Source organism: Limnochorda pilosa (assembly GCF_001544015.1).
In the GTDB taxonomy this organism is placed as follows: domain Bacteria; phylum Bacillota; class Limnochordia; order Limnochordales; family Limnochordaceae; genus Limnochorda; species Limnochorda pilosa.
In genome coordinates this window covers 3,269,398-3,296,196 of record NZ_AP014924.1, presented here as the reverse complement: position 1 = coordinate 3,296,196, position 26,799 = coordinate 3,269,398, and the positions used below count along the sequence as shown (strand labels likewise).

Here is a 26,799-nt window from a genome sequence, read left to right as displayed (position 1 = left end):
GAAGACGCCGCGGCGGACCGCATGACCCTCAGCATCGGCCCGCATCACCCGAGCACCCACGGCGTTCTGCGCGTGGTGGTGGAGCTGGAGGGGGAGACGGTCGTCCGGGCCACCCCCGAGGTGGGTTTCCTTCACACGGGGATCGAGAAGAACGCAGAGAACCTCCTCTGGCAGCAGGCCATCACCGTCATCGACCGGATGGACTACCTCTCCCCGCTCTCCAACAACCTGGGCTACGTCCTGGCGGTGGAGAAGCTCCTGGGTTTGGAGGCCCCGGAACGGGCGAGGGTGCTCCGGGTGATCATGGTGGAGCTGCAGCGCATCGCGAGCCACCTGGTCTGGCTTGGCACCAACGCCTTGGACCTGGGGGCCCAGAGCGTCTACTTCTACAGCTTCGACATGCGGGAGGGCATCCTCGACCTCTTCGAGGAGGCCAGCGGCGCCCGCATGAACCCCAGCTACATCCGCATCGGCGGGGTGATGCGCGACGTCCCGCCCACGTGGGAGGAGATGCTCCGGGCGTACCTGAAGGGCTTCCCGCCCCGCATGCGGCAGCTGCGGGACCTGTTGGACCGGAACCCCATCTGGCTCGACCGCACCCGCGGGATCGGCGTGCTGACGGCGCAGCAGGCCATCGCGCTCGGTCTCACGGGCCCCATGCTGCGGGCCTCGGGCGTGAACTACGACGTCCGCCGAGCTTTCCCCTACTGCGGCTACGAGCGCTATGCCTTCCAGGTGCCTCTGGGCAGCCGGGGCGACGCCTACGACCGCTACCAAGTCCGGATGCAGGAGATGGAAGAGAGCCTCGGCATCGTCCAGCAGGCACTGGACGAGCTGGAGCCCGGCCCCGTCATGGTGGAAGACCGGAAGATCGCGCTTCCGCCCAAGGAAGAGGTGCGGGTGAGCATGGAGGCGCTCATCCACCACTTCAAGCTGGTGGCCCACGGCTTCGACGTGCCCCCGGGCGCCGTCTACCAGGCGCTGGAGTCGCCCCGGGGCGAGATAGGCTTCTACGTGGTCTCCGACGGGGGCAACCGGCCCTGGCGGGTGCGGGTGCGCCCCCCCTCCTTCTACAACGTGCAGGCGATCCCGGCCATGGCGGAAGGCCACCTGGTGGCGGACCTGGTCTCCATCCTGGCCACCACGGACCCCGTCTTCGGTGAGGTGGACCGATGATGGACGAACAGCCGGCAGGCGCCCTCTGGGTCGCCGAGCGAAAGAGCGAGGTCGACGCCATCCTCTCCCGGTATCCCCAGAAGCGGTCGGCGGTGCTGCCGCTGCTGCACCTGGCCCAGGAGGCCCGCGGGTACCTGGCGCCCGAGGACATGCGGGTGGTGGGGGAGCTGCTCGAGATGACCCCCTCCGAGGTGAGCGGCATCGCCTCGTTCTATGCCCTGCTCCACCATCGGCCCAAGGGCCGGTACACCATCACCCTGTGCCAGAACCTCTCGTGCGTCCTGGCCGGGGCCGAGGGGCTCTCCCAGCACCTGCAGCAACGCCTGGGGATCAAGCCGGGCGAGACCACGCCCGACGGCCTCTTCACCCTGGAGGAGACCCACGAGTGCCTGGCGTCGTGCGACGGGGCACCGGCACTTCAGGTAAACCTGGCGTACTACGGCCGCATGACCGCCGAAAAGGTCGACCGGCTCCTGGACGAGCTGAAGGCGGCGGCAACGAACGGCCACTCGGAGGAAGGGGGCGACCAGCGTGGCCTTTGACCCGGTCCTCACCCGGGGCGTCGGGGAGCTGGACCTGCGCGAGATCGACGTCTACCGCCGGCAGGGCGGGTACCAGGCCCTGGAGAGGGCCATGCGCGACCTCGATCCCGCGGGCGTGGCGAAGGCGGTAACCGACTCGGGGCTCAGAGGGCGGGGCGGCGCCGGCTTCCCCGCCGGGAAGAAGTGGAGCTTCCTCCCTGACGACGGCCGGCCCCGGTACCTGGTCTGCAACGCCGACGAGAGCGAGCCGGGCACCTTCAAGGACCGGATGCTCGTCGAGAAGCACCCGCACCAGCTCATCGAGGGCATCGTGCTCTCGTCCTACGCCGTGGGGGCCGCGCGGGCCTTCATCTACATCCGGGGCGAGTTCCTGGAGGGCTACCAGGTGCTCCTGCGGGCCCTGGCCCAGGCGCGCCAGGCCGGCTATGTGGGGCCGAACATCCTGGGGAGCGGCTTCAACCTGGAGATCGTGGTCCACCGCGGGGCGGGCGCCTACATCTGCGGCGAGGAGACCGGGCTTCTCTCCTCGTTGCAGGGCGGGCGCGGCGAGCCTCGCCTGAAACCGCCCTTCCCGGCGGTGGCCGGCCTCTACGGGATGCCGACGGTGGTCAACAACGTCGAGACCCTCTCGTGCGTGCCCCACATCGTCCGCCGGGGTCCCGAGTGGTTCCGCAGCATGGGCACCGAGGGAAGCCCCGGACCCAAGATCTTCTCCGTCAGCGGCCAGGTGGTCCGCCCCGGCAACTACGAGCTCCCGCTGGGCGTCACCCTGGAGGAGCTGGTCTTCGAGCACGCCGGCGGTCTCCGGCCCGGGCGGCGCCTGAAGGCGGTCCTGCCCGGGGGAGGGTCCTCGCCCGCGCTGACCGCCGAGCACCTGAAGGTTCCCATGGACTTCGACTCGGTGGCCCAGGCCGGCTCCATGCTCGGGTCCGCGGCGGTGATCGTGCTGGACGACTCCACCTGCATCGTCAAGGCCGCGTACGTGCTGGCCCGTTTCTACGCCGGCGAGTCGTGCGGCCAGTGCACGCCCTGCCGGGAGGGCACGAGCTGGCTCGCCCGGGTGCTGGGGCGGATCGAGTCCGGCGGCGGCAGGCCGTCCGACATCGATCTCCTCAAGAGCGTACCGCCCCACATGGAGGGCCGGACCATCTGCCCCTTCTCCGACGCCTCGGTAGGCTTCGTGAAGTCCACGCTCAAGTACTTCGAGGACGAGTACCTGGCCCACATCGAGAGCGGCTCCTGCCAGGTGAAGGAGGTGCGTTCCGCGTGAGCGCCGAGCTGGTCACGCTCACCATCGACGGCCGCACGGCCCGGGTCCCCAAGGGGACCCTCCTGGTGGACGCCGCCAAGTCGGTGGGCATCAACATCCCCGTCTTCTGCTCGCACGAGAAGCTGGACCCGGCCGGGGTCTGCCGCATGTGCCTGGTGGAGGTGGAAGGCGCCCGGAAGCTCACCACCGCCTGTACCGAGCCCGCGCGGGAAGGGATGGTGGTCCACACCGACACCCCCCAGGTGAGCGAGGCGCGCAAGAGCGTGCTCGAGTTCCTGCTGATCAACCATCCGCTCGACTGCCCCGTCTGCGACAAGGGCGGCGAGTGCGACCTGCAGGACCTGACCTTCGCGTACGGGCCCTCCACCAGCCGGCTGGTGGACGGCAAGCTCCACAAGCCCAAGGCCGCCGATCTGGGGCCCTTCATCGTCCTGGACGAGGAGCGATGCATCCTTTGCCGGCGCTGCACCCGCTTCGACGCGCAGGTGGCCCAGGAGCGGACCCTGGTGGTGGGCGAGCGGGCCCATGACGCCCTGATCACCACCGCCGAAGGCGTTTCCTACGACTCGGTCTTCTCGGGCAACACCATCGAGCTCTGCCCCGTGGGAGCCCTTACCTCCCGGATCTACCGCTTCCGGGCCCGGCCCTGGGACCTGACCCGCGTGGACGCCGTATGCCATGGCTGTCCGGTGGGCTGTCACGTACAGCTCCACTTCCGTTCCAACGTGCGCGGCGTCCGCCTCGACCGGGTGGCGAGCCGGCCCTTCGAGCCCCTGGACGACGGCTGGCTCTGCGACCGCGGGCGCTTCAACTACGGCTTCGTGCAATCGCCCGACCGTCTGAGGCAGCCCATGGTCCGCCCCCAGGGGGCGCCCCGGGGGAAGCTGGTGCCGGCCACCTGGGAGGAGGCCCTTCAGAGGGTCGCCCTCCAGCTCAAGGCGACGCTGGAGAGCCAGGGCCCGCGGGCCGTGGGCGCCGTGGGCGGCGGCCGGCTCACCAACGAGGAGGCGTTCCTCCTCCAGAAGCTCATGCGCCAGGTGCTGGGCAGCGGCAACGTGGACCACCGGGTGGCGGGTGAGGCTGCCGCCTCCCTGGATGCGGCGCCCGGCCGTGTCACCGACCTGGACGAGGCCGCGGTCATCCTGGTGGTCGACGCCCATCCGGGCCAGAGCGCCCCGGTAGTCGACCTGCGCATCCGCCGGGCGGCGGCCCGCCGGAACGCGCAGCTGACGACCCTGGGGCCGGTAGAGCCCGAACTCCCGGTGCCGCACCGGGCGCTGCGGGTCCGCCCGGGAGAGACGGCCCCGGCCCTGGAGCGGCTGGCGCGGCTTCTTGCGGCCGCGGGCGCCGCCGGGGGAGACGTTGGCGAGGAAGCCGCGGTGGCCGCCGAGATGCGGGCCCGGGACGGCATGCTGGCGGTCGTGTGGGACGGGAGGGACGCCGCCGCCGGCCGCGCGCTGGCCGCCGTCCTCGCCGCCTGGCGCGGGCTGGGGCGGGAAGCCCGCCTGCTGGTGATCGGCGACCAAGTCAACAGCCGGGGCGCGGAGGCCATGGGCCTTCGTCCCGACCTGCTTCCAGGCTACCGGAGCGTGGACGACCCCGCCGCCCGCCACGCCCTGGCGAGCCGGTGGGCGCGCGAGGTGCCTGAGGGCGGGCTGCCCACGGGACGGATGCTGGAGCAGGCAGCCTCGGGGCAGATGGGCGTGCTCTACCTGGTGGGCGCCAACCTGGCCGAGACCTACCCGGATCGTAGCCTGGTGGATCGGGCCCTGGCCAGCGACACCTTCGTGGTGGCGCAGGACCTCTTCCTCACCGAAACGGCCCGCCTGGCCGACGTGGTGCTGCCCGCGGCGCCCTTCACCGCCCGGGAGGGGCACCTCACCAACCTGGAAGGGCGGGTGCAACCCGTGGGACGACGGAGCACCGACGCCCCGGCGGGAACCGGGGCCGACGCCCTCACCGACGGCGAGATCTTCCAGCGCCTGAGCCGCCGCGTGCAGGCCGAGCCCCTCTTCCGCACCGGCCAGGAGCTGGCCTGGGAGATCCAGGAGCTGGCCCCGGCCCGCGACGGCTTCGTTGGTGCCTTGCCCGAGCGCCTGCTGGCCGCGGTGGCCCGCCCGGCGGAGAGCCGGCCCGGGGCGGAGCTCCAGGACGGTCGGCTCCGGGTCGTGGTCCTGCCGGCCCTCCACGGGGGCGGCGGAACCGCCCGCTTCGATCGGGCGTACGCCGAGCGGCGGCCCCTGCGGGTGGAGATCCTCCTTCACCCGGAGGACGCCCGCCGCCTGGCGGTGGTCGACGGCGACGCCGTCGAGGTGGAGACCTCCGACGGCCCCGTGCGCCTGCGGGCCCGCATGAGCCGCCGGGTGGCCCCTGGGACGGCAGCGGTGGGGCGGGGGATCCCCGGTCTGCCCTGGAACCGCCTGACGGCGGCCTCGGGCATGCGGATCCACCGGCGGCTCCTGGAGGAGGTGGGCTGACATGGAGGCCTGGTGGCTGGTCCTGATCAAGTCGGTGGTGCTGGTGGCGCTCCTCTTCCTGGTCTTCGCCTACCTGATGCTCTTCGAGCGGAAGTTCCTGGGGTTCTTCCAGCTCAGGGTGGGCCCCAACCGCACCGGGCCCTGGGGGCTCTTCCAGCCCTTCGCGGACGCGGTGAAGCTGGTCCTCAAGGAGGACATCATCCCCGCCTCGGCGGACCCGCTGGTCTACCGCCTCGCGCCCATGATCAGCCTCTTCGTGGCGCTCGCGGCCTACGTGGTGATCCCGGTGGCTCCTTCGTCCGGGCCGGTCCGCTGGGGCATCGCCGACCCCAACGCGGGGATCCTGCTGCTGCTGGCCATCACGTCGCTGGGGGTCTACGGCATCACCCTGGGAGGCTGGGCGTCCCAAGGGAAGTACACCCTCCTGGGGTCGCTGCGCTCCACGGCTCAGGCCATCAGCTACGAGCTGGCCATGGGCATGAGCCTGGTGGGGGTGCTCCTGCTGGCCGGCTCGGTGCGGCTCGACGACATCGTGGCGGCGCAGGCGCGGATCCCCTTCGCGGTGCTGCAGCCCTTGGGCTTCCTGATCTTCCTGATCTGCATCGTGGCCGAGACCAACCGGTCTCCCTTCGACCTACCCGAGGGCGAGACGGAGCTGGTGGGTGGGTACCACACCGAGTACACGGGGCTGCGCTTCGCGATGTACTACATGGCCGAGTACATCAACATGATCGTCATGGCCAGCCTGCTCACCCACCTCTACCTGGGCGGCTGGCAGGGGCCCCTGCTGCCGCCGGTGGTCTGGTTCGCGCTGAAGGTGGCCGTCATCCTCTTCGTCTTCATCTGGCTGCGGGCCACCCTTCCGCGCATCCGCTACGATCGCCTGATGAACTTCGGATGGAAGGTGCTGCTGCCGCTGGCGGCCCTGAACCTGCTGGGCACCGCTGCGGTGGTGGCCCTGGCTTAGGGGGGATCGGCATGCTGAGGGAGCTGGCCGTCGGATTCGAGACCACGCTCAAGAACTTCTTCGCGCCGAAGGTGACCATCCCGTACCCGGAGCAGAAGAAGCCGCGCGCGCAGGGCTTCCGCGGGCTCCACGAGCTGCGCCGGTACGCGAACGGGCTCGAGATGTGCGTGGGCTGTGAGCTCTGCCAGGTGGCCTGCCCCGCCAACGCGATCACCGTGCAGGCGGCGGAGAACGACCCGGCCAACCCCCACTCGCCGGGCGAGCGGTACGCGTACGAGTACCGCATCGACCTGCTCCGCTGCATCTTCTGCGGTCTCTGCGAGGAGGCGTGCCCCACCGGGGCGCTTCACCTCACCCAGGAGTTCGAACTGTCCGAGACGTCACGCAAGAGCCTGGTCTACGGGCGGGACCGCCTGGTGCGCGCCGCCCGAAGCGGCGGCTCGGTGCCCGTCAACGTCTATCCCGACTTCCGCGGCCACCGGCCCCTGGCCGACATCCAGGCCTCGGAACAGGAGGTGGCCGGCGCGTGACCATTCTCTTCTTCGCGGTGGGGACCCTCATGGCCCTGGCCGGGGCCGTGGGCGTGGTGATGGCGCGCAAGCCCGTGCACGGTGTGATCGCCATGATCCTGGACTTCGCGGGGCTCGCGGTCCTCTACCTCACCCTCCAGGCCGAGTTCCTGGCGGTGGTGCAGCTCATCGTCTACGCCGGGGCCGTGATGGTCCTCTTCCTGTTCGTCGTGGCCCTCCTCACCGCGGAGGCGAAACCGCCCGAGCTCAGGCCTGCCCGGCTGCGGGGACAGAGGTGGCTCGGGGGGACGGCCGCCGGGCTGCTCCTGGCGGTGCTGGCGGGGGTGGGGTTGGCCGCTGCCGGCCGGGTGACCGGGTGGACCGGTGACTTCGGCCAGGTGGCCCGCTTCGGCCAAGAGCTGCTGACCACGCACCTGCTCGCCTTCGAGCTCCTCTCGATGGTGTTGATGATCGCCGTGGTCGGGGTCGTGATCCTGGTGGGCCGGCGGCGGCCGGCGCGCGGGCCCGCCGGGCATGAGCCGGAAGCCGGGGGGAGGCCCTGAGATGCCTTTGCAGGCGTACCTCTTCGTGAGCCTGGTGATCTTCGCCCTGGGGGCGGTGGGCCTCATGCTTCGCCGGAACCCCCTGGTGATGCTCATGTGCGTGGAGCTCATGTGGAACGCGGCCAACCTGGCCTTCATCGCGTTCGCACGCCAGACACAGGCCATGTCGGGCCAGGTCTTCGCCTTCGTGGTCATCACCGTGGCCGCGGCCGAAGTGGCCATCGGGCTTGCGATCCTGGTGCTCCTCTTCCGCGCGAAGGGAAGCCAGGACGTGGACGAGGCAGACCTCTTGAGGGACTGATGGTGCTGGGGAGGCCGTGGTAATGGTATCGTCGCCGTTTCTTCCGTGGATCGTGGGCTTGCCCCTGCTGGGGGCGGTGGTGAACGCTCTGGGGCGGAACCGCCTGAGCCGCCGCGCCGTGGCCTGGATCGGCTGCGCCAGCGTGGCCCTGGCCTTTGCGGCCGCTGGGGCCGCCCTCCTGCAGCTCCGGAGCCTGGGCGGGGAGGAGGCGCTCGGCTTCCGCCTGTGGCGGTGGGCCAGCCTGGGGCAGGCATCGGTGGAGTTGGGCCTCCTCGGCGACCCTCTCTCCCTCTGGTTCGCCCTGGTGGTGACGGGGGTCGGGCTCCTCATCCACGTCTACTCGGTGGGGTACATGGCCGATGACGACTCCTTCGGGCGCTACTTCGCCGAGCTGAACTACTTCGTCTTCGCCATGAGCCTGCTGGTGCTCAGCAGCGGTCTCGTCAGCCTCCTGATCGGCTGGGCCAACGTGGGGCTCTCCTCCTACCTCCTGATCGGCTTCTGGCACCGGCGGGAGGCGGCGGCCCGGGCGGCCACCAAGGCCTTCCTGATCAACCAGGCGGGGGAGGTGGCCATGCTCCTGGCGCTCTACTGGACGGTGGCCGCCGTGGGGCAGCTCCAGTACCAGGAGCTCTTCGCCCACCTGGGGGGCGTTCCCCAGGCCACCCTCACGGGGATCAGCCTCTTGCTCTTCGTGGCCGCGGCGGCCAAGTCGGCGCAGCTTCCGCTGCACACCTGGCTGCCCGACGCGATGCAGGGGCCCACGCCGGTGAGCGCCCTCATCCACGCGGCCACCATGGTGACCGCCGGTGTCTTCCTGGTGGCGCGCATGTGGCCGCTCTTCCTGGGCTCGGGCACGGCCCTGCAGGTGGTGGCCTGGGTGGGCGCCCTCACCGCCCTCTTCGGTGCGGGGGTGGCGGTGGGCCAGTGGGACATCAAGAAGGTGCTCGCCTACTCCACCATGAGCCAGCTCGGGTACATGATGCTGGCGGCGGGCGTGGGCGCCTTCACCGCCAGCCTCTTCCACTTCTTCACCCATGCCTTCTTCAAGGCCCTGCTCTTCCTCGCGGCCGGCGTGGTGATCCACCACCTGGACGGCGAGCAGGACCTGCGCAGGATGGGCGGGCTCGGGCGCTCGATGCCCCTCACCTACTGGAGCTTCCTCTTCGGCGTGGCGGCCCTGTCGGGGCTTCCGCCCTTCGCCGGCTTCTTCAGCAAGGACGAGATCCTGGCCGCCACCCTCCAGGCGGGCGAGCCGGTGCTCTGGGGCATGGGGTTGGCCGCGGCGGCCCTGACCGCCTACTACAGCTTCCGGCTCTTCGCGCTGGTCTTTGCGGGACCCGGAACGCCCCGGACGGCCCGCGGGGCGCACGGAACGGCCGGCGCGCACGGGGGCTCCCACGGCGAGGGGCCGCGGGCCATGTTGATCCCGGTGGCGATCCTGGCGGTGGCGGCGCTGGTGGTGGGCTGGCTTGGCATCCCCACCCTCACCGCGGTGCCGGCCCACTTCCTGGAGCCGGTCTTCCACGGGCGTGCCCTGGAACCCGAGGCGGATTGGCTGACCATGGGCCTCAGCCTCGTGCTGGCCCTGGCCGGCATGCTCCTGGCGGTTCGGCGGTACGGGCGGGCCCGCGCGGCGTTCCCTGCCGCGACGGCGGGAAGGGCCCGCCTGCTCGAGAACGGCTTCGAGCTGGACCGGCTCTTTCGCGTTCTGGTGGTGGAGCCCGGGATCGCGCTCGCCCAGGCCGTGGGCCTGGCGGACGCCCGGGGCGTGGACGGGGCGGTGAACGGTCTGGCCTGGGCCACAGGCCGAGCGGGGGAGCGGGTGCGCCTGTTGCACGGCGGGCAGGTGCGCCGGTACGCCCTCACGCTGGTGAGCGGGGCGGCCCTGCTCCTGGTCTACTACCTGTGGATCCTGTAGCGGCTTGAGAGGCTCGTTGGGAGGGCTTGCGATGCCTGTGGACATCGATCTGAAGCTGGCCGCGCCCATGGTCTCCCTGGCGGCGGGGGCGCTCGCGGTCCTGCTGCTGGACCTGATCCTGCCCGCGCGGAGGGCCCGCCCGTGGGCCTTCCTGGCGACCCTGGGCAGCATCGGGCTCGCCGGGTGGTACGGCGTGGGGCTCTACGGTGGGGCGGCGGCCCGAAGCGACCTGATCGGACCGGTGAGCGCCTTTCTGGGCGCCATGTGGGGGGACCGGATGGGCCTGGCCCTGAACCTGGTGGTGCTGGCCGCCGCGCTCCTCGCGGCGTGCCTCAGCTTCGGCCGTCGCGAGGAGGACGTCTCGGGCTACCTGGCCCTCCTCCTCTGGGCGACCATGGGCATGATGGTCCTGGGCGCCGCCGGTGACCTGATGGTCTTCTTCGTCGCTCTGGAGCTCCTCTCCCTGAGCCTCTACGTGCTGGTGGGCTTCGCCTCCGACCGCCGCGCCCGGGAGGCGGCCTTCAAGTACTTCATCCTGGGCTCGGCCGCCTCGGCCCTCTTCCTCCTGGGTGCCGCCTTCCTCTTCGGGGCGGTGGGGAGCCTGGCCTTCGCGGGCATCGCCGCGGGCGCCCGCACCGGCCTTACCTCCCCGCTCTTCCTGGCCGGTGGAGCCCTGGTGATCGCGGGCATCGCCTTCAAGCTGGCCCTGGCCCCCTTCCACGTCTGGACGCCCGACGTCTACCAGGGAGCCTCGACCGCGGTGACGGCCTTCATGTCCGTGGGCACCAAGGCAGCCGCCTTCGCCGGGCTGGTGCGGCTCCTGGGAAGCCTGGCACCCGAATCCGGCGCCGCGCCGGCAAGCCTCCTGGCCCCCCTCTGGGTGATGGCCCTTCTCAGCATGGTGGTGGGAAGCCTCGCGGCCCTGGGCCAGAAGAACCTGAAGCGGATGCTGGCCTACTCAGGTGTCGCCCACGCGGGCTACCTGCTGGTGGCCTTTCCCAACCTCACCTCTCAGGGCGTGGGGGCCGCGTTCTTCTACCTGGGCGCCTACACCGCCACCAACCTGGGCGCCTTCGCGGTCATCGCGTGGCTGGAGGCCGAAGGACGAGCCGGCGATGAGCTGGAGGGCTACACGGGGCTCTTCTACCAGAAGCCCTGGCTTTCGGGCCTGATGACCCTCTACATGGTCTCCCTGGCGGGGGTGGCGCCGACGGCGGGCTTCATGGGGAAGCTGCTGGTGATCCAGGCGGGCATGCAGGCAGGGGCCGGCGGGTGGGCGTGGGCCCTCATCACCGGCATGGTGGCCACCACCGTCGTGTCCGCCTTCGTTTACCTGAAGGTCGTGCGGCAGATGGTCGCTCAGCCCGCGGTCGCGGGCCAGGCGGAGGTGGCCCAGGTCGCCGCCGCCAGCGACAGCCCCGGGCCGGGCGCGAGCCGCTGGGTCCTGGCGGGCATTGCCGCGGTCCTGGTGCTCACCGCCTGGGGAACGCTGCAGCTGGGCCTCTGGCCGCAAAGCCTCCTGCCGGTGACCGTGGGCCTGCTGCCGGCCCCGTAGAGCGCGCGCCGCTCCGGGACGCCAAAAAAGGGGGACGGTTCCCCGAACCGTCCCCCTGCCTGGTGCCGAAGGCGGGACTCGAACCCGCACGGGCGCTGGGCCCACTGCGCCCTGAACGCAGCGCGTCTGCCAATTCCACCACTTCGGCCCGACTGGCAGAGCCCAGTATACCAAAGCCCGCGCGGGGTGTCAACGCATGGGCGGCTGGCAGAGGCCGCCAGCAAACGCCTTCGGCGCCGCCCCACGACGCCCCGGGCGACAGCGATCGGTTGCGGGCCATCGATGTCTCAATGAGCGGGCTGTTTGCTGCATTTTCGGTTCTCCATCTTGAAACCTCCGCTCCAGCCGAGTAAAATTCAGAAGGCATGGATGTACCGGGTCCGGCGGGGCCTGGCGGGACGCAAACGATCCCGATAGCTTTGAGGCCGGTAAGTAGGCGTTCGTAACGCTCTTTCACCCATCCGGTACCCGGGCTTGAGAAAAACATCACGAGAACGAGTTGACGGAGCCTGACGTCGACGCTATAATTGATGAAGACGATGAGTTTTGCCTAAGTTGTTGTCGATTGCGGGAAGCGTCCCGCGACGGCGACAGCCGCAAGAGGGGAGAGATGTCAGCGTGCTCAAGGAAATGCAGAAGATCAGCCAGGTGCTCCAGGCTTCGGGGAACAACGTCAGCCTCACCGACCTGGCAGCCGCGTTGCGGGATTCGTACCGGGCCGAAACGTCGGTCTACGTCATCAGCCCCAGCGGCAAGGTGCTGGGCCACGCCCTCATGGGCGAGCTGCCGGAGACCGCTTTCGACGCGGAGTGGATCGAGGCTCGCCGCGTGCCCGAAGACCTGGGCACCTCGCTGCTGAAGGTGGGCGCCCTCTCGACCGGGGCCGAGGTTGCGCACGTGATCGGAGCCGATCTGCCCGCCGTGGTCCTGCCCATCATCGGGTCGGGTCGGCGGGTGGGCACGCTCCTGCTGGTCCGCCTCCAGGGTGCCTTCTCCGACCAGGAACTGGCGCTGGCCGACTACGCCGCCACCGCCGCCGGCATGGTCATCGGCCGGGCCCTGGACGAGGAGGAGGAGGACCTGGCCGAGGAGAAGCGCATGGCCCGCTCGGCCATCCGGAGCCTCTCCTACTCGGAGATCCTCGCCATGCAGCACATCTTCGACGAGCTCCAGGGTGACGAGGGCCTGCTGGTGGCCAGCCGCATCGCCGACGAGGCGGGCATCACCCGGTCGGTCATCGTCAACGCCCTGCGCAAGCTGGCCTCGGCCAACGTCATCGAATCCCGCTCGCTGGGCATGAAGGGGACCTACCTGCGGATCCTCAACCGGGAGATCCGGAACGAGCTGGAGCGCCAGCGGTACCCGTACCTGAGCGGCTCCGCCCTCATGAAGAAGCAGGCCTGAGGGGACGAGCCGTCACGCGTCCGCTTCGGGACCCGCGCCGCGGGTCCCTTGGCGTTTGTGCGGGTCCTGCGGGCTCCGAGCCAGGAGCAGGCGCGCCCGCCGGATCACGGGGCGCCCCGCCTTCAGGTTGAGGCTGTCCTGGAGACGGTCCAGGACGCCCTTCTTCCCTTGATCGAAGAGGGAGAGCTGGGGGGTTGCCGTCAGCTCCGAGAGCGCCAGGCCCACGAGCCGCACCGGTCCCCTGAGGCCGCCGCGCCGGAGGAGGGCCTGCGCGTGGTGGAAGATGTCCAGATCGCTCTGGAAGGGCCGGGGCGTGGTGAGGCTGCGGGAGCGGGTGTCGAAGGGCTCGTAGCGGAGCTTCAGGGTGATCCGGGAGGCCCAGAGCCCGCGCCTCCGGAGCCGCCGGCCCAACTCTTCGGCAAGCTCGGCCAGGGTCGCCTCGGCGGCCTCGGGGCGGGTGAGGCTCTCCTCGAAGGTCACCTCGTGGCTGAGGGACTTCTCGGCGGCGGGCTCGGGGTTCACGGGGCGATCGTCCTCGCCCCAGGCCAGCCGCCACAGCTCCCGGCCCCGCTCGCCCAGGAGGCGTACCATGTGACCCTCGGGGGCCGCCTGCACGTCTCCTACGGTGCGAAATCCCAGCCGCTCCAGCTGGGCCCCGGTCTTGGGACCGACACCCCAGAGGCGGCTGACCGGCATGGGGGCCAGGGCGCGCGCCGCCTCCTCCTGGGTCCATACCACCAGGCCGTCGGGCTTGCCCGTGTCGCAGGCGATCTTGGCCAGGCTCTTGTTGGGCGCGAGGCCCACGGAGGCGGTGAGCCCCGTGGCGGCGCGGATCGCCTCTTTCACGGCCCGCCCCATGGCTGCCGGCCCGGCGAAGCGCGAGGAGACGGGCGTCATGTCCAGGAAGGCTTCGTCGATGGAGATGGGCTCCACCAGCGGCGTGAAGCTTTCAAGGACCTCCCGCACCTGCCGGGCGACCCGCTGGTAGCGGGGCATGTCCACGGGCAGGAAGACGGCCTGAGGGCAGAGGCGGGCGGCGGTCTGGATGGGCTGAGCCGAGTGGACACCGAAGCGGCGCGCCTCGTAGGAGCAGGTGGAGACGACCCCGCGCCGGGAGGTGGGCGAAGCGCCCACGATCACCGGCTTCCCTGCCAGCTCGGGCTGATCGCGCACCTCGATGGCGGCGAAGAAGGCGTCCATGTCCACGTGCAGCACCAGGCGCTCCATGGTCCCCCCTGGGGTTCGGGTCGATGCCTTTCCGGGCCCCCACGTCCTATGATAAGATAAGCGCCGGGGAGGCGGTACGAAAAGGTGCAGCTGCGCGAGACGGTGATTCTGGCCGGGCTGAAAGAGGCCGACAACCCCATGGCCGGCAGCCTCTTTCGGGAGCTGGGGTCCTTGGTGGAGGCGGCCGGAGGCGAGGTCGCCGGCGAGGTGACCTCGTCGCGCCGGAGGCCGCACCCCGCGACCCTGATCGGCCCGGGGAAGGTCGAGGACCTCCAGGCGATGGTCGTCCGCACCGGGGCCGACCTGGTGGTCTTCAACGACGAGCTGAGCCCCGCGCAGGCCCGAAACCTCTCGGCCGCCCTCAAGTGCCGCGTCATCGACCGGACCCAGCTGATCCTGGACATCTTCGCCCAGCGGGCCCGGAGCCGGGAAGGGAAGCTCCAGGTCGAGCGGGCCCAGCTCGAGTACCTGCTGCCCCGGCTGGGGGGGACGGTGGAGGAGCTCTCCCGGCTCGGAGGCGGCATCGGAACGCGCGGCCCCGGCGAGACCCAGCTCGAGCGAGACCGGCGCCGGGTTCGCCGCCGCCTGGCCCGCCTGCGGCGCGAGCTCGCCTCCTTCGAGGGGACCCGCCGGGTGCAGAGAGCTACCCGGCAGCAGCACGGCATCCCTCTGGTGGCCCTGGTGGGGTACACCAACGCCGGCAAGTCCACGCTCTTCAACCGGTTGACGGGGGCGGGGGTGACGGCCGGCGACCGGCTGTTCGAAACGCTGGATCCTACCCTCAGGCGGCTTCGTCTCGGGTCCCCGCCCGGCGACGAGGTGATCCTGGCCGATACCGTCGGCTTCCTGCGCCGCCTGCCCCACCGGCTGGTGGCCGCCTTCCACGCCACCCTGGAAGAGGTGGTGGAGGCCGACCTGCTGCTGCACGTGGTGGACGCCTCCGATCCCGAGCATCCTCAGCAGATGCAGGCCGTTCAGGCCGTCCTGCGGGAGCTGGGCACCGAGGACAAGCCCCACGTGGTGGCCTTCAACAAGGTCGACCGCCTGGGCGGCCGGCGGCCGCTCGCGATGCGGATGGAACCCCATGCCGTGGCCATCAGCGCCCTCGAGGGCCGCGGCCTGGACGCCCTCCAGGAGGAGATCCGCCGGTGCCTGCCCGAGCGGCTCGTGGTGCGGGAATACCGCTTCCCCTACGGCGCCGCGGGCCTGGTGGCCTGGTTCCACCGGGGGGGCCGGGTCCTCGAAGAGGAGTACGGGCCCGAGGAGATCCGCCTGCGCGTGGAGCTGCGGGAGTCCCTGGCCCGCGAGGCGGGCGCCGTGGTAGGGGCTCGCCGCAGCCAGCGCCGCGTCCCCCAGTAGGGGTTCGGCCGCGGGCAGGGAACGCCCGGGGAGGCACGCGCCCGGAGAGGAGATCGGTATGGAACGCCGTCCCGCGCCGGTGACGGCCCGGCTCGAGGTCATCGTCGGGTCGATGTTCAGCGGCAAGTCGGAGGAGCTGATCCGGCGGGTCAAGCGGGCCCGCATCGCCCGCCTGCAGGTGCAGGTCTTCAAGCCCAGCCTGGACGACCGGTACGGCTCCACGCGCGTCGCCTCCCACGATGGCGGGGCGGTGGAGGCGGAGCCGGTGGGGACCGCGGCCCAGCTTCTCGCCCGAGTGGCTCCCGGGACCCAGGTGGTCGCGATCGACGAGGTCCAGTTCTTCGGCTTCGAGGTCGTGCCTGCGTGCGAGGCCCTGGTGGAATCGGGACGCCGGGTGGTCTGCGCCGGGCTCGACATGGACTTCCGGGGGGAGCCCTTCGGCCCCGTGCCCGAGCTCATGGCCCGGGCGGAAGAGGTGACCAAGCTGGCCGCCATCTGCGTCCGCTGCGGGCAGCCGGCCAGCCGCACCCAGCGCCTCATCGGCGGCCGTCCCGCCCACTATGAGGATCCGGTGATCCTGGTGGGGGCCGAGGAGGTCTACGAGGCCCGCTGCCGGCACTGTCACCAGGTGCCGGGCCGACCGGCCCGCCGCCTGCCCGTGGCCTTCACGTCCGAGGCGGCCGCGGCGGCGGAGTCGCCGGAGAGGGGGATGGGTTATGCGTGAGCGGCTGAAGGAGCTGGAGGAACGGTACGAGGAGCTGACCCGCCAGCTCATGGACCCGTCCCTGGCCGCCGACGGGCGCCGCTACCAGCAGGTGGCCCGGGCCCAGGCGGAGCTGCGGCCTCTGGTGGAGCACGCGCGGGAGGGCGACCGCCTGGAACGCGAGGCGGCCGAGGCGCGCCAGGTGCTCGCGGAGGCGGAGGACCCCGAGCTGCGGGAGTTGGCCGAGGAAGAGGTCGCCCGCCTGGGGCGCGAGCGGGAGCGGTGGGAGGCCGAGATGCGACGCCTCCTGATCCCCAAGGACCCCAACGACGAGAAGAGCGTGCTGGTGGAGATCCGGGCGGGCACCGGGGGAGAGGAGGCCGCGCTCTTCGCGGCCGACCTCCTGCGCATGTACACCCGCTACGCCGAGCGGAAGGGATGGCGCGTGGAGCTGATGGGGGCCACGCCCACCGAGCTGGGCGGCTTCAAGGAAGTGGTGGTGCAGCTGTCGGGGCGGGGGGCGTACAGCCACCTGAAGTACGAGAGCGGCGTCCACCGGGTGCAACGGGTGCCGGTCACCGAGTCCGGAGGGCGGATCCACACCTCGACGGCGACGGTGGCGGTCCTCCCAGAGGCCGAGGAGGTCGACGTGGCCATCGACCCCGAAGACCTGCGCATCGACATCTACCGCTCCAGCGGCCACGGCGGCCAAAGCGTCAACACCACCGACTCCGCGGTCCGCATCACCCACCTGCCCACGGGTCTGGTGGTCACCTGCCAGGACGAGCGTTCCCAGCTCAAGAACAAGGAGAAGGCGCTCCGGGTGCTGAGGGCCCGCCTGCTCGATCGGGCCCGGCAGGAGCAGGCGCTGCAGGTGGCCGAGTCGCGCAAGAGCCAGGTGGGAACGGGCGAGCGGAGCGAGCGGATCCGCACCTACAACTTCCCCCAGGGGCGGGTGAGCGACCACCGGATCGGCCTCACCCTCTACCGGCTGGAGGCGGTCCTGGACGGCGACCTGGACGAGCTGGTCGAGGCGGTTCGGACCGACGACCAGGCCCGGCGCCTGCAGGAGGTCCGGATGTGAGCCTTCCGACCCTCCTGGAGCTCCTTCGCCTTGCGACCGGATACCTCCGGGAGAAGGGGGTGGAGCAGCCCCGGCTGGATGCGGAGGTGCTCCTGGCCCACGTGTTGAAGACCGAGCGGATCATGCTCTACGTGCACCACGACCGCCCTCTGGAACCCGAGGAGGTCACCGCGTACCGCGCCCTCGTGGCCCGGCGGGGCCGCCGGGAACCCGCACCCTACCTGACGGGCGAGAAGGAGTTCCACGGCCTCCCCTTCCGGGTGACCCCGGCGGTGCTGGTCCCGCGGCCGGAGACCGAGCACCTGGTGGCGGTGGCCCTGGCCTTCGCCGGCGATGGAGCCTGGCATGGGTTCGACGTGGGCACCGGCAGCGGGGTGCTGGCCGTCACCCTGGCGGTGCGCTGCCCTCAGGCCCGGCTGGTGGCCAGCGACCTGTCGCCCGAGGCCCTGGCCGTGGCGCGGGAGAACGCCCAGCGCCATGGCGTCGACGACCGAGTCGAGCTGGTGGAGGGTGACCTCTGGGCGGGTCGGGAGCCCCGAGGCGCGTGGGACCTGGTGATCTCGAACCCGCCGTACCTGACCGCCCAGGAGATGGCCGGCCTGCCCCCCGAGGTGCGCTGGGAGCCCCAGCTCGCCCTCGACGGGGGACCCGACGGGCTGGCCGTCATCCGGCGCCTGGCGGCCGAAGCCTGGGCCCACCTGCGGCCCGGCGGCCTCCTGGCCTTCGAGATCGGCGCCAGTCAGGCGGCGGCGTGCCTGGAGCTCCTGGAGAACACGGGGCACTACCGGGACGCCCGCGTCACCCACGACCACGCTGGGCTCCCCCGGGTGGTGAGCTGCCTCCGGGCAGCCTGACGGGAGGCTGGCCAGGGATGGACCGCATTGCGACTGTGCTGCGGCGGGTCGACCCCACCCGACCCGACGGGCCCACGATCCAGGAGGCTGCAGCCATCCTCCGCCGGGGCGGGCTGGTGGCCTTTCCCACCGAGACGGTCTACGGCCTCGGCGCCGTGGTGACGAACCGGGGCGCCTTGCGGCGCATCTTCGAAGCCAAGGGCCGTCCGGGCGACAACCCTTTGATCCTCCACGTGGCCCAGGCCGAAGAGGCCGCCCGTTGGGTGCGGCAGGTGCCTCCGGCCGGGAGGGTGCTCATGGAGCGGTTCTGGCCGGGGCCGCTCACTCTGGTGCTCGCCCGCGCCCCGGCGGTACCCGACGAGGCCACGGGGGGGCTCGACACGGTTGCCGTCCGGCTTCCGGCGCACGCGGTGGCACGAGCCCTGATCCGCGCCGCGGGGGCAGCGGTGGCGGCGCCGAGCGCCAACACCTCGGGTCGCCCCAGCCCGACCACGGCCCAGGCGGTGTGGGAGGACCTGAACGGCAGGGTGGAGCTGATCCTCGACGGCGGTCCCGCCGGCCTGGGAGTGGAGTCGACCGTGCTGGACCTTACCCATCCGGTCCCGGTGGTGCTCCGACCCGGCGGCGTCAGCGTGGAGCAGCTTGAGACGCTCCTGGGCCGGGTGGAGGTGGATCCTGCCGTGGAAGACGGGGTCCTGGAAGGGCCCGCCCGCTCCCCCGGCCTCCGGTATCGCCACTACGCGCCACAGGCCCCGGCCCTGCTGCTGGAAGGCCCAGCCGGCGCGGTGGCGCGCCGAGCCGCGGAGCTGGCCGAGGCCGCCCATCGCCGGGGCCGGCGGGTGGGGCTCCTGGTGATGGCCGAGGAGGCGGCAGCGCTCGCCCCCAACCTTCCGCCCGGCTCGGTGCTGCGCGTCCTGGGAGCGCGGGACGCACCCGAAGAGGCCGCCCGCCGTCTCTACCCCGCCCTGCGCGAGATGGATCGCCTCGGCCTGGACGAGGTCATTCTTGCCGCCCCAGCCCGACGGGGCCTGGGCCTGGCCGTGCTCGACCGCATGCGCCGGGCCGCAGGGTACCGGGTGGAACGGTTGTAGTCCGGGCGCGGCGCCCGCTCGCTTAGGGCCCTTCGCCGGTGCACAGGGGGCCCGGGGCCTCAGCGGGTCGTGCGCCGGTAGGGCACCCGGGAACGGTCCGCCCGGAGCGCCGCCTGGACGAAGAGGTTCTCGACCCCCGTGTACCCGCACCGCTGGCAGCGCACCTCCCGTTCGGGCCCCCGGGGTGGGTCCAGGAGCTCCATCTGGTTCGACTCGTACGTGATCTCTCCCGTCTCAGGGTCTTTCACCACCGCCCGTGCCAGCCGAAGGACCAGCTCGAACTGGGTCCGGTTGGAGCGGCAGATGGGGCATAGATACGGACGGCTGCTCATCGATCTCGCCTCCACCCTTAGGTGTGCGCGATGACGCCGCCTTTCCGCGTCCCCAACGGGTGGGGAGGAGAGTGGAGCGTGCAGGTGGAACCCGTGGTGAGATACCATGGGTAAGGGCCGGGGCACCCGCCTGGCCCGCCTCAAGAGCCAGGGAGGGGAAGTGGCGGGGTGGAGTCGGTGCTCTTCGTCTGCTCCGGGAACACGTGCCGGAGCGTGATGGCGGAGGCGCTCCTGCGCAAGAGGCTGCAGGAGGGGGGGCCGGCCGGCCCCGCGGCGGATCTGGCGGCCAGGGTGGCCTCGGCGGGCCTGCACGCGAGTGAGGGTGCGCCCGCCACGGAGCCCACCCGGCAGGTGTTGAGGGAGCGCGGGGTGGAGCTGGCCGACCAGCGGGCCCGGCGGCTCAGGCCTGAGATGGTGGCGCAGGCGGACTGGATCGTGGCCATGACCGCGGACCTGCGGGACGAGATCCGACGCCGGCACCCCGAGAAGGCGGATCGGATCGTGACGCTGCTGGAAGTGGCCGGTTCCGCAGGGCCCGGCGGTTCCCCCGACGTCCCGGACCCGTACGGGCTTCCTCTCGAACACTACCGCCAGACGGCGGACCTGCTGGAGGCGGCCTTGCCGGGGCTGATCAGCTTCCTGGAACGTGGGCGGAAGGAGAGGGTTCGCATGCAGGTGGCCGTGGGGTCCGATCATGCCGGCTACCCCCTGAAAGAGGCGGTGGTTGGGCTGCTGAAGGAGATGGGGCTCTCCTACCGGGACTTCGGGACCACCTCGGAGGCGTCGGTGGACTACCCCGACTTCGGGCGGGCCGTGGCCGAGGCGGTGGCCCGGGGCGAGTACGAGCGGGGCATCGTGATCTGCGGGACCGGAATCGGCATGTCCATCGTCGCCAACAAGGTCCCGGGGGTGCGGGCCGCCCTCTGCCACGAGCCCTACTCGGCCCGCATGAGCCGCCTCCACAACGACGCCAACGTCCTCGCCATGGGCGGCCGCATCGTCGGCCCCGCCCTCGCCCGGGAGGTGGCTCGGGCCTTCCTCGAGACCGACTTCGAGGGGGGGCGCCACCAGCGGCGACTGGAGAAGATCGCCGCCCTGGAGCGCGAACGCGAGGGAGGGAACCGGCCGTGAACGGCGTCCACGTCATCGACCACCCCTTGATCCAGCACAAGCTTACCATCATCCGCGACCGGAGCACGGGGCCCAAGGAGTTCCGGGAGCTCCTGGACGAGGTGGCGCTCCTGATGGCCTACGAGGTCACCCGGGACCTCCCCCTGGAGCAGGTGGAGATCGAGACCCCCATCGCCCGCACCACGGGCTGGACCATCAGCGGCAAGAAGGTGGGGGTGGTGCCCATCCTGCGGGCGGGCCTCGGGATGGTGGGCGGCATCCTCCGCCTCATCCCCACGGCCAAGGTGGGCCACATCGGCGTCTACCGGGATCCCGAGACCCTGGAGCCGGTGGAGTACTACTGCAAGCTCCCCACCGACGTGGCCGAGCGCGACCTCATCGTGGTGGACCCGATGCTGGCCACGGGCGGGTCGGCCGCGGCCGCCATCCGGTTCATCAAGGAACGAGGCGGCACCTCCATTCGCCTCATGGCCCTGATCGCCGCCCCCGAGGGGATCGAGCGGGTGCGGGGGCACCACCCGGACGTGCCCATCTTCGTGGCCGCCGTCGACGAGCGGCTGAACGAGCACGCCTACATCGTTCCGGGCCTGGGCGACGCGGGCGACCGTCTCTTCGGGACCCGCTGACGCCGGTGGCAGCATCCCCCTGACCTGCACGCATCCGGCGTTGAGCCGTGGCGGCTCCTCGACTAGAATGGAAGTGATCTGGTAGGAACGGGCCCTTGAGGCCACCTTGGGGGTGGGGCGGTGGATCCCGGCAGCCTTTCGGCGTGGTCCCTCGGGACCGGTGCGATCCTGGCGCTCAGTCTCAGCCTGGCCCTTTCTCCCCTGCTGGCCCCGCTGGCGCGTCGCCTGGGGTGGATGGACGAGCCGTCGCCTCGCCGGATCCACGGGCACGCGATGCCGAAGCTGGGCGGGCTGGCCATCTTCGGGGCCTTCTTCGCCGGCATGGGCCTGGTGGGCCTGCCCTGGCCGGGCGGGGCGTCCCTCCCTCTGGCCGCGCTCCTGCTGCTGGCGGCCGGACTGGTGGACGACCGGGTGCAGCTGCCTGCTTGGGCGAAGCTCCTGGCCCAGGTGGCCGCCTCGCTCTGGGTGGTCGCCGCCGGGGTGCGCATCGAGTTCCTCACCCACCCTCTGGGGGGGATGATCGCCCTCCACGGATGGTCGTGGCCCGTCACCGTCTTCTGGCTCGTGCTGCTGGCCAACATGATCAACCTCGTCGACGGTCTCGACGGCCTGGCGGCCGGCGTGGCCAGCATCGCGACCGTGCCCCTCCTGATCCTGGCCCTCCAGCGGGGCGAGGTTTGGTCGGCTGCGGCCGCCGCAGTGCTGCTGGCCAGCCTGCTGGGCTTCCTGCGCTACAACTTCCACCCCGCCGGCATCTTCATGGGCGATGCGGGCGCCCAGTTCGTCGGGTGGATGCTGGGCATCATCACGGTGGAAGGGGCCTTGAAGGGCGCGGCCACCCTGGCCATCTCGGTCCCCCTGATGGCCCTGGGGCTGCCCCTCTTCGACACCTGCTTCGCCATCCTGCGCCGGCTGCGGCGGGGTGTGCCCATCTACCAGGCGGACCTGGGGCACATTCACCACGGGCTCCTGGCCGCGGGGGTCGAGCCCCGCCGCGCGGTGGGGATCCTGTACGTGGTCAGCGGCCTGCTGGGCCTCTCGAGCCTCTGGCTGGCCACCCTCAAGCCCTGGGCGGGCCTGGTGGTGCTGGGAGGGGTGGGCCTCCTCCTGGCCTCCGTCGCCCGCCGCCTGGGGGTCCTCGGGGGCGGCCCGCCTCCCCTGCGGCTGGAGGGCCCGCACCACCGGGGACATGGCCCTGCGGCCTGAACCGGGTGCTTCGGCCCAGGCTTCATCCCAGGACTGAGAGCAACTCCCAAAAAGGGGATTGAAATGCTGAGAAGCATGGACTATAATGATCCCCGGCATTGGTGCCGCCAGGGGAAAGACCTTGAAATCCCGCCCGAGGGGCCGCGGCCGTGAACCGCGGTCTGGCGGACTGGACCCGTTACGGCGGGGTCGGCCTGTCGTGGGTCTTCCTGACGGGCGCCCTTCTGTATGCGGGATACCGAGGTGGGCGCTGGCTCGACGCGCGGTGGGGCACGGAGCCCGTCTTCCTCGTGGCGGGCCTGGTGGGGGCCATGGTGCTCAGCCTGGTCGCCCTCTTCCAGGAGGTCCGCGCGGTCACCACCGCCATGGGGCAGCGGGACCGTTCCCCCGACGGGAAAGAGGAGGAGCCCTCATCGCCCAGGCCAAGGAAACCTCCCCCGAGGAAGTAGGTTCGGGCCTCACGCGGCACCATCCCAGGAACCTGGCGTGGATGGTGCTGATGGGCGTGATCCTGGCGGCGACCGCCTGGATCACCGGCTACCGTGCGGCCGCCTGGGGGATCGTGGGGGGCACCCCCGTCGGGCTCGTCAACTATGCCCTGACGATGACCCTGGTCCGTCAGGGATCCCGGGGGCCGTCCGGCGCCTTCCAGCGCAGCCTGGCCTGGCGGCTTCCGCTTCGCTTCGTGCTTGCGGTCACAGGTCTTTTGCTCGGGTACTGGGTTGGCGTCGAGACCATGATCGGCGTCGTCGTCGGGGAGACCCTCGAGGTTCTCCTCTACATCCTCGGCGCCGCAGGCATCGCCGCACGCGCTCTGCTGGGGAGGTTGCGATCCGGGCATGTTTGAAGGGCTCCAAGAGGTCGTCACCCACGTCCTGCGGCACGAGGTTCTCCACGTTGGCCCGGTGGTCATCACCTCCACAGTCGTCACCACCTGGGTGGTCATGGCCATCCTCCTGGGGCTGGTCTTCCTGCTCACCCGGCGCATCGAGGAGCGGCCCCGGGGCGCCCAGGCCTTCCTGGAGATCGTGGTCGACTTCTTCTACGGGATGGCCGAGCAGTTCATGGGACGGGAAGGGCGCCGCTACGTCTGGCTCTACGGCGGCCTCTTCACCACCATTCTCTTCTTCAACTACGCGTGGATGATCCCAGGGGGCATCCCCCCCACAAGCGACCTGGTCACGCCCATTGCGCTGGCGGTGGTGGCCGTTCCCATGACCTGGACCATCGCCATCCGGAGGAAGGGGTTCGGGGCGTGGGTGAAGCACTTCTTCCAACCCACCGCCATACTGGCGCCCCTGAACGTGCTCGAGCAGTTCGTCCGGATCTTCTCTTTGAGCGTCCGTCTTTTCGGCAACATGTTTGGCGAGGAGATGGTGACCACCACGCTGGCCACCATGCTCCCGCTGTTCGGCCCCCTGCCCATCATGGCCCTCGGACTCATCTTCGGGGGCGTCCAGGCCTTCGTCTTCAGCGTCCTCACGGTGAGCTACCTCGCCGAGATGGTGCATGGGCACTGACATCCGTCGGTACCACGACGCAGCACGCGCCGCAACCTGAAGGGAGGGAATTCGGTGGAGCTTCTCTCGGTAGCCCTCGCCATCGCCTTGCCGGCGATGATGTCCGCATTCAGCCAGGGTTGGGCGACCACTCACGCCATGGACAGCATGGGACGCCAGCCGGAGGCAGCCGGAGACATCCGGTCGACGCTCCTGGTGGCTCTGGCGTTCATGGAGGCCCTGACCCTTTTCGCCATGATCGTAGCCATCCTCGTCTGGACCAAGATCTGAGGAAGGACGAGGCGTGGGTCGCCGGCGGCGTGGGCCGCCGGCGGCTCGCCGACGGCGCTTCCGGCAAGGGGAGGGGATGCACCGGTGTTCGACCCCACGTTTGTGGTCCACGCGGCCGAGGAGGGGGCGGTGAATCCGCTCAGCTTCGAGCCGTGGACTTTCGTGTTCCAATTGATCAACGTCCTGGTGGTTCTCCTGGCGCTTTACTACATGCTCTTCCGGCCTCTGGGCAACATGATCCGCTCGCGGGAAGAGAAGGTCGCACGCACCCTGGATGAGGCCAGCCAGGCCCGGGAGCGCGCCTCCGAGCTGGAGGCCACCTACGACCAGAAGCTGAGGGAAGCGCAGCGCGAGATCCAGCGCATGATGGAGGCCGCCCAGCAGGCCGCGGAGCGCCGCCGGCAGGAGCTGGTGGCCCGGGCCCAGGACGAGGCCGACCGGACGCTCCAGCGGGCGAAGGAAGAGATCGCCCGGGAGCGCGAGGAGGCGCTGGCGGCCATCCGGCAGGAGGTGGCGGGCCTCGCCCTTGCCGCCGCCAGCCAGGTGGTGGGCCGATCCCTGGACGGAGAGGACCAGCGACGGCTCGTGGAGGAGTTCGTTGAGAACGTCGGCCCGGTGAAGCGCTCATGAGGGCCGGGAAGCTCGCGCGCCGGTACGCACAGGCGCTCGCGGAGCTGGCCGCCGAGCGGGGGCTGCTGGACCCGGTGCAGGAGCAGGCGCAGCTCCTGGCCGGCGTCCTGGACGAGGAGCCCACGCTCCTGATGGAGCTGGACGACGACCGCATCCCGCGGGAGGAGCGGCTCGGCCGGTTGCGGGAGTTGTTCGGCGAGAGGTTCTCCCCGCTTTTCTACCATTTCCTGCGCCTGGTGCTGGAGAAGGGGCGGGCGACCCTCCTTCCCGAGATCTGCGCCGAGGTGCCCCGGGCGATCGACCGCCTCAAGGGCGTGGTGGAGGCGGACGTGGTCACCGCGGCTCCCCTGGCGGAGGAGCAGCGGGAGGCGGTCCGCACCCGGCTGGAGGCGATCACGGGCCGCGCGGTGCGCCTGGCGGTCCGCGAGGACCCTGGCCTGCTGGGCGGCGTGGTCGTCCGCCTGGGCGACCTGGTCATGGACGGGAGCGTCGCCACCCGCCTGAAGCGGCTGGAGGACCGACTGAAGCTGGGCCGCAGCGGCACCGGCGAGATGGGGTGAGGGCATGGCCATTCGACCGGATGAGATCACGTCAATCCTGAAGCAGCAGATCGAGCGGTTCGAACGGGAAGTCGACGTTCAGAACGTCGGCACCGTCATCAGCGTGGGCGACGGCGTGGCCCGCATCTGGGGGCTCGACGACGCGGTCGCGAGCGAGCTGTTGGAGTTCCCGGGCGGGGTCTTCGGCATGGCGCTCAACCTGGAAGAGGACAACATCGGCGTCGTCCTGCTGGGGCCCTACGCCCAGATCCGCGAGGGGGACACGGTCCGCCGTACGGGCCGGGTGGTGGAGGTTCCCGTGGGTGAGGCGCTCCTGGGGCGGGTCGTCAACCCCCTGGGCCAACCGCTGGACGGCAAGGGCGAGGTTCGCACCGACCGGCTCCGTCCCATCGAGAGCCGGGCCCCGGGGGTGGTGGAGCGCCAGAACGTGAAGCAGCCGCTCCAGACGGGCCTCAAGGCCATCGACTCCATGATCCCCATCGGCCGGGGGCAGCGGGAGCTTATCATCGGCGACCGGCAGACGGGGAAGACCGCCCTGGCCGTGGACACCATCATCAACCAGAAGGGCCAGGACGTCATCTGCATCTACGTGGCCATCGGCCAGAAGGCGTCGACCGTGGCGGGGGTGGTCCAGGCCCTGGAGAAGCGCGGGGCCATGGAGTACACCATCGTGGTCTCGGCCACCGCGAGCGAGCCTTCGCCCCTTCTCTACATCGCCCCCTACGCCGGGTGCGCCATGGGCGAGGCGTTCATGGACGAGGGGAAGGACGTGCTGGTGGTCTACGACGACCTCTCCAAGCATGCGGCCGCCTACCGCGAGCTCTCCCTGGTGCTCCGGCGGCCGCCGGGCCGGGAGGCCTTTCCCGGTGACGTCTTCTACCTGCACTCCCGCCTCCTGGAGCGGGCGGCCAAGCTGAGCGACGAGAGGGGCGCGGGCTCCCTCACGGCTTTGCCCATCGTGGAGACGCAGGCCAACGACATCTCGGCCTACATCCCCACCAACGTCATCTCCATCACCGACGGGCAGATCTACCTGGAGAGCGACCTCTTCTACGCTGGGATCCGCCCGGCCATCAACGTGGGTCGCTCGGTGAGCCGGGTGGGCGGTGACGCCCAGGTGAAGGCGATGCGGCAGGTGGCCGGGCGCCTCCGCCTCGACCTCTCCCAGTACCGCGAGCTGGCGGCCTTCGCCCAGTTCGGGTCGGACCTGGACCGGGCCACCCAGGCCCGGCTGGCCCGGGGCGAGCGGATGACCGAGATCCTCAAGCAGGGCCAGTACGAGCCCATGCCGGTGGAAGAGCAGGTGGCGATCATCTTCGTCGGGGTCAACGGCCTGGTGGACGACCTGGAGGTCGCCCGGGTGCGCGCCTTCGAGCGGGCGTTCCTGGAGCACCTGCGGGCCGAGCGGCCCGAGATCCTGGAGCGGATCCGCACCGAGAAGCAGCTGAGCGACGAGCTGCAGGAGCAGATGAGGGACGCGGTGCTCCAGTTCAAGGAGCGCTTCCGGAGCCAGGGGTAAGG

General features: G+C 71.0%; 28 protein-coding genes and 1 tRNA gene. 26 read left to right on the top strand and 3 right to left on the bottom strand.

Annotated features, from left to right (window positions below; all coding sequences use genetic code 11):
- Positions 1-21 precede the first annotated feature (21 nt).
- Genes nuoD through LIP_RS14625 form a run of 10 tightly spaced genes read left to right on the top strand, consistent with a single transcriptional unit; the run spans position 22 to position 11,281 of the window.
- Positions 22-1,176, top strand: a complete 1,155-nt coding sequence (gene nuoD, locus LIP_RS14670) for an NADH dehydrogenase (quinone) subunit D (RefSeq protein WP_068142130.1) — start codon at positions 22-24, stop codon at positions 1,174-1,176.
- Positions 1,173-1,718: an NADH-quinone oxidoreductase subunit NuoE family protein gene (locus LIP_RS14665; protein WP_082726398.1), complete on the top strand. Its 546-nt coding sequence runs from the start codon at positions 1,173-1,175 to the stop codon at positions 1,716-1,718. Before nuoD ends, LIP_RS14665 begins: the two co-directional genes overlap by 4 nt.
- Positions 1,708-2,988, top strand: a complete 1,281-nt coding sequence (nuoF, locus tag LIP_RS14660; protein ID WP_068140033.1) for an NADH-quinone oxidoreductase subunit NuoF — start codon at positions 1,708-1,710, stop codon at positions 2,986-2,988. Before LIP_RS14665 ends, nuoF begins: the two co-directional genes overlap by 11 nt.
- On the top strand, positions 2,985-5,465 hold the full coding sequence (gene nuoG / locus LIP_RS14655) for an NADH-quinone oxidoreductase subunit NuoG (RefSeq protein WP_068140031.1): 2,481 nt from the start codon (positions 2,985-2,987) through the stop codon (positions 5,463-5,465). The genes nuoF and nuoG overlap by 4 nt, the downstream gene beginning before the upstream one ends.
- A 1-nt stretch (position 5,466) precedes the next feature.
- Complete coding sequence (gene nuoH, locus LIP_RS14650; protein ID WP_068140030.1) at positions 5,467-6,432, top strand: NADH-quinone oxidoreductase subunit NuoH; 966 nt, start codon at positions 5,467-5,469, stop codon at positions 6,430-6,432.
- 11 nt (positions 6,433-6,443) lie between these two features.
- Positions 6,444-6,962: an NADH-quinone oxidoreductase subunit NuoI gene (gene nuoI, locus LIP_RS14645; RefSeq protein ID WP_068140027.1), complete on the top strand. Its 519-nt coding sequence runs from the start codon at positions 6,444-6,446 to the stop codon at positions 6,960-6,962.
- The gene (locus LIP_RS14640; RefSeq protein ID WP_068140025.1) at positions 6,959-7,504 is read left to right on the top strand and encodes an NADH-quinone oxidoreductase subunit J family protein; all 546 of its coding nucleotides are present in this window, start codon (positions 6,959-6,961) and stop codon (positions 7,502-7,504) included. The genes nuoI and LIP_RS14640 overlap by 4 nt, the downstream gene beginning before the upstream one ends.
- 1 nt (position 7,505) lies before the next feature.
- Entirely contained in the window at positions 7,506-7,805 is a 300-nt protein-coding gene (gene nuoK / locus LIP_RS14635; RefSeq protein ID WP_068140022.1) for an NADH-quinone oxidoreductase subunit NuoK, read from the top strand.
- A 22-nt stretch (positions 7,806-7,827) separates the two neighbouring features.
- Positions 7,828-9,726: an NADH-quinone oxidoreductase subunit L gene (nuoL, locus tag LIP_RS14630; RefSeq protein ID WP_068140019.1), complete on the top strand. Its 1,899-nt coding sequence runs from the start codon at positions 7,828-7,830 to the stop codon at positions 9,724-9,726.
- A gap of 31 nt (positions 9,727-9,757) precedes the next feature.
- On the top strand, positions 9,758-11,281 hold the full coding sequence (locus LIP_RS14625) for an NADH-quinone oxidoreductase subunit N (RefSeq protein WP_068140018.1): 1,524 nt from the start codon (positions 9,758-9,760) through the stop codon (positions 11,279-11,281).
- A 60-nt stretch (positions 11,282-11,341) separates the two neighbouring features.
- On the opposite strand, the gene LIP_RS14620 is transcribed toward LIP_RS14625, so the two are convergent.
- Positions 11,342-11,429 (bottom strand) — tRNA-Leu (locus tag LIP_RS14620).
- 470 nt (positions 11,430-11,899) lie between these two features.
- On the opposite strand from LIP_RS14620, the gene LIP_RS14615 reads away from it, so the two are divergent.
- Positions 11,900-12,685, top strand: a complete 786-nt coding sequence (locus LIP_RS14615; RefSeq protein ID WP_068140014.1) for a hypothetical protein — start codon at positions 11,900-11,902, stop codon at positions 12,683-12,685.
- A 12-nt stretch (positions 12,686-12,697) separates the two neighbouring features.
- On the opposite strand, the gene dinB is transcribed toward LIP_RS14615, so the two are convergent.
- Positions 12,698-13,912: a DNA polymerase IV gene (gene dinB / locus LIP_RS14610; protein WP_068140013.1), complete on the bottom strand. Its 1,215-nt coding sequence runs from the start codon at positions 13,910-13,912 to the stop codon at positions 12,698-12,700.
- 84 nt (positions 13,913-13,996) lie between these two features.
- On the opposite strand from dinB, the gene hflX reads away from it, so the two are divergent.
- The 5 genes from hflX to LIP_RS14585 are packed head-to-tail and all read left to right on the top strand — an operon-like array spanning position 13,997 to position 19,003.
- Positions 13,997-15,271 carry a GTPase HflX gene (gene hflX, locus LIP_RS14605; RefSeq protein WP_144440528.1) on the top strand — a complete coding sequence of 425 codons (1,275 nt, stop codon included), beginning with the start codon at positions 13,997-13,999 and terminating at the stop codon, positions 15,269-15,271.
- Between the two features lie 58 nt (positions 15,272-15,329).
- Positions 15,330-15,995 carry a thymidine kinase gene (locus LIP_RS14600; protein WP_082726396.1) on the top strand — a complete coding sequence of 222 codons (666 nt, stop codon included), beginning with the start codon at positions 15,330-15,332 and terminating at the stop codon, positions 15,993-15,995.
- Complete coding sequence (prfA, locus tag LIP_RS14595) at positions 15,988-17,058, top strand: peptide chain release factor 1 (RefSeq protein WP_068140010.1); 1,071 nt, start codon at positions 15,988-15,990, stop codon at positions 17,056-17,058. The genes LIP_RS14600 and prfA overlap by 8 nt, the downstream gene beginning before the upstream one ends.
- Positions 17,055-17,912: a peptide chain release factor N(5)-glutamine methyltransferase gene (prmC, locus tag LIP_RS14590; protein WP_068140007.1), complete on the top strand. Its 858-nt coding sequence runs from the start codon at positions 17,055-17,057 to the stop codon at positions 17,910-17,912. The genes prfA and prmC overlap by 4 nt, the downstream gene beginning before the upstream one ends.
- 17 nt (positions 17,913-17,929) lie before the next feature.
- Complete coding sequence (locus LIP_RS14585; RefSeq protein ID WP_068140005.1) at positions 17,930-19,003, top strand: L-threonylcarbamoyladenylate synthase; 1,074 nt, start codon at positions 17,930-17,932, stop codon at positions 19,001-19,003.
- 59 nt (positions 19,004-19,062) lie between these two features.
- Here the strand turns inward: LIP_RS14585 and LIP_RS14580 are convergent, their stop codons facing one another.
- The gene (locus LIP_RS14580; RefSeq protein WP_068140002.1) at positions 19,063-19,335 is read right to left on the bottom strand and encodes a hypothetical protein; all 273 of its coding nucleotides are present in this window, start codon (positions 19,333-19,335) and stop codon (positions 19,063-19,065) included.
- Positions 19,336-19,503: 168 nt separating this feature from the next.
- On the opposite strand from LIP_RS14580, the gene rpiB reads away from it, so the two are divergent.
- The 10 genes from rpiB to atpA all read left to right on the top strand — a co-directional run bounded on the left by rpiB (position 19,504) and on the right by atpA (position 26,797).
- The gene (gene rpiB / locus LIP_RS18110) at positions 19,504-20,466 is read left to right on the top strand and encodes a ribose 5-phosphate isomerase B (protein WP_198409571.1); all 963 of its coding nucleotides are present in this window, start codon (positions 19,504-19,506) and stop codon (positions 20,464-20,466) included.
- Positions 20,463-21,092 (top strand): uracil phosphoribosyltransferase, encoded by a 630-nt coding sequence (gene upp / locus LIP_RS14570; protein WP_068139998.1) that lies wholly within the window; start codon positions 20,463-20,465, stop codon positions 21,090-21,092. The genes rpiB and upp overlap by 4 nt, the downstream gene beginning before the upstream one ends.
- Before the next feature lie 120 nt (positions 21,093-21,212).
- Complete coding sequence (locus tag LIP_RS14565; protein WP_068139995.1) at positions 21,213-22,298, top strand: MraY family glycosyltransferase; 1,086 nt, start codon at positions 21,213-21,215, stop codon at positions 22,296-22,298.
- A 149-nt stretch (positions 22,299-22,447) separates the two neighbouring features.
- The gene (locus LIP_RS19050) at positions 22,448-22,747 is read left to right on the top strand and encodes an AtpZ/AtpI family protein (RefSeq protein ID WP_068139991.1); all 300 of its coding nucleotides are present in this window, start codon (positions 22,448-22,450) and stop codon (positions 22,745-22,747) included.
- A 41-nt stretch (positions 22,748-22,788) separates the two neighbouring features.
- The gene (locus LIP_RS19045; RefSeq protein WP_068139987.1) at positions 22,789-23,145 is read left to right on the top strand and encodes an ATP synthase subunit I; all 357 of its coding nucleotides are present in this window, start codon (positions 22,789-22,791) and stop codon (positions 23,143-23,145) included.
- Positions 23,138-23,818, top strand: a complete 681-nt coding sequence (gene atpB, locus LIP_RS14550) for a F0F1 ATP synthase subunit A (RefSeq protein ID WP_068139984.1) — start codon at positions 23,138-23,140, stop codon at positions 23,816-23,818. Before LIP_RS19045 ends, atpB begins: the two co-directional genes overlap by 8 nt.
- A 54-nt stretch (positions 23,819-23,872) precedes the next feature.
- On the top strand, positions 23,873-24,088 hold the full coding sequence (locus LIP_RS14545; protein WP_198409570.1) for an ATP synthase F0 subunit C: 216 nt from the start codon (positions 23,873-23,875) through the stop codon (positions 24,086-24,088).
- An 84-nt stretch (positions 24,089-24,172) separates the two neighbouring features.
- Positions 24,173-24,718 carry a F0F1 ATP synthase subunit B gene (gene atpF / locus LIP_RS14540; protein WP_068139975.1) on the top strand — a complete coding sequence of 182 codons (546 nt, stop codon included), beginning with the start codon at positions 24,173-24,175 and terminating at the stop codon, positions 24,716-24,718.
- On the top strand, positions 24,715-25,278 hold the full coding sequence (gene atpH, locus LIP_RS14535) for an ATP synthase F1 subunit delta (protein WP_068139970.1): 564 nt from the start codon (positions 24,715-24,717) through the stop codon (positions 25,276-25,278). The genes atpF and atpH overlap by 4 nt, the downstream gene beginning before the upstream one ends.
- Positions 25,279-25,282: 4 nt before the next feature.
- Positions 25,283-26,797, top strand: a complete 1,515-nt coding sequence (gene atpA / locus LIP_RS14530; protein WP_068139967.1) for a F0F1 ATP synthase subunit alpha — start codon at positions 25,283-25,285, stop codon at positions 26,795-26,797.
- The last annotated feature ends 2 nt before the right edge of the window (positions 26,798-26,799 follow it).

Coding starts and splice junctions, on each gene's coding strand:
- nuoK (WP_068140022.1), top strand. CDS start 7,506: ATGCCTTTGCAGGCGTACCTCTTCGTGAGCCTGGTGATCTTCGCCCTG.
- atpA (WP_068139967.1), top strand. CDS start 25,283: ATGGCCATTCGACCGGATGAGATCACGTCAATCCTGAAGCAGCAGATC.
- nuoI (WP_068140027.1), top strand. CDS start 6,444: ATGCTGAGGGAGCTGGCCGTCGGATTCGAGACCACGCTCAAGAACTTC.
- dinB (WP_068140013.1), bottom strand. CDS start 13,912: ATGGAGCGCCTGGTGCTGCACGTGGACATGGACGCCTTCTTCGCCGCC.
- nuoH (WP_068140030.1), top strand. CDS start 5,467: ATGGAGGCCTGGTGGCTGGTCCTGATCAAGTCGGTGGTGCTGGTGGCG.
- prfA (WP_068140010.1), top strand. CDS start 15,988: ATGCGTGAGCGGCTGAAGGAGCTGGAGGAACGGTACGAGGAGCTGACC.
- atpH (WP_068139970.1), top strand. CDS start 24,715: ATGAGGGCCGGGAAGCTCGCGCGCCGGTACGCACAGGCGCTCGCGGAG.
- nuoL (WP_068140019.1), top strand. CDS start 7,828: ATGGTATCGTCGCCGTTTCTTCCGTGGATCGTGGGCTTGCCCCTGCTG.
- LIP_RS14585 (WP_068140005.1), top strand. CDS start 17,930: ATGGACCGCATTGCGACTGTGCTGCGGCGGGTCGACCCCACCCGACCC.
- LIP_RS14665 (WP_082726398.1), top strand. CDS start 1,173: ATGATGGACGAACAGCCGGCAGGCGCCCTCTGGGTCGCCGAGCGAAAG.
- LIP_RS19045 (WP_068139987.1), top strand. CDS start 22,789: ATGGTGCTGATGGGCGTGATCCTGGCGGCGACCGCCTGGATCACCGGC.
- LIP_RS14580 (WP_068140002.1), bottom strand. CDS start 19,335: ATGAGCAGCCGTCCGTATCTATGCCCCATCTGCCGCTCCAACCGGACC.
- atpB (WP_068139984.1), top strand. CDS start 23,138: ATGTTTGAAGGGCTCCAAGAGGTCGTCACCCACGTCCTGCGGCACGAG.
- nuoD (WP_068142130.1), top strand. CDS start 22: ATGACCCTCAGCATCGGCCCGCATCACCCGAGCACCCACGGCGTTCTG.
- LIP_RS14625 (WP_068140018.1), top strand. CDS start 9,758: ATGCCTGTGGACATCGATCTGAAGCTGGCCGCGCCCATGGTCTCCCTG.
- LIP_RS14600 (WP_082726396.1), top strand. CDS start 15,330: ATGGAACGCCGTCCCGCGCCGGTGACGGCCCGGCTCGAGGTCATCGTC.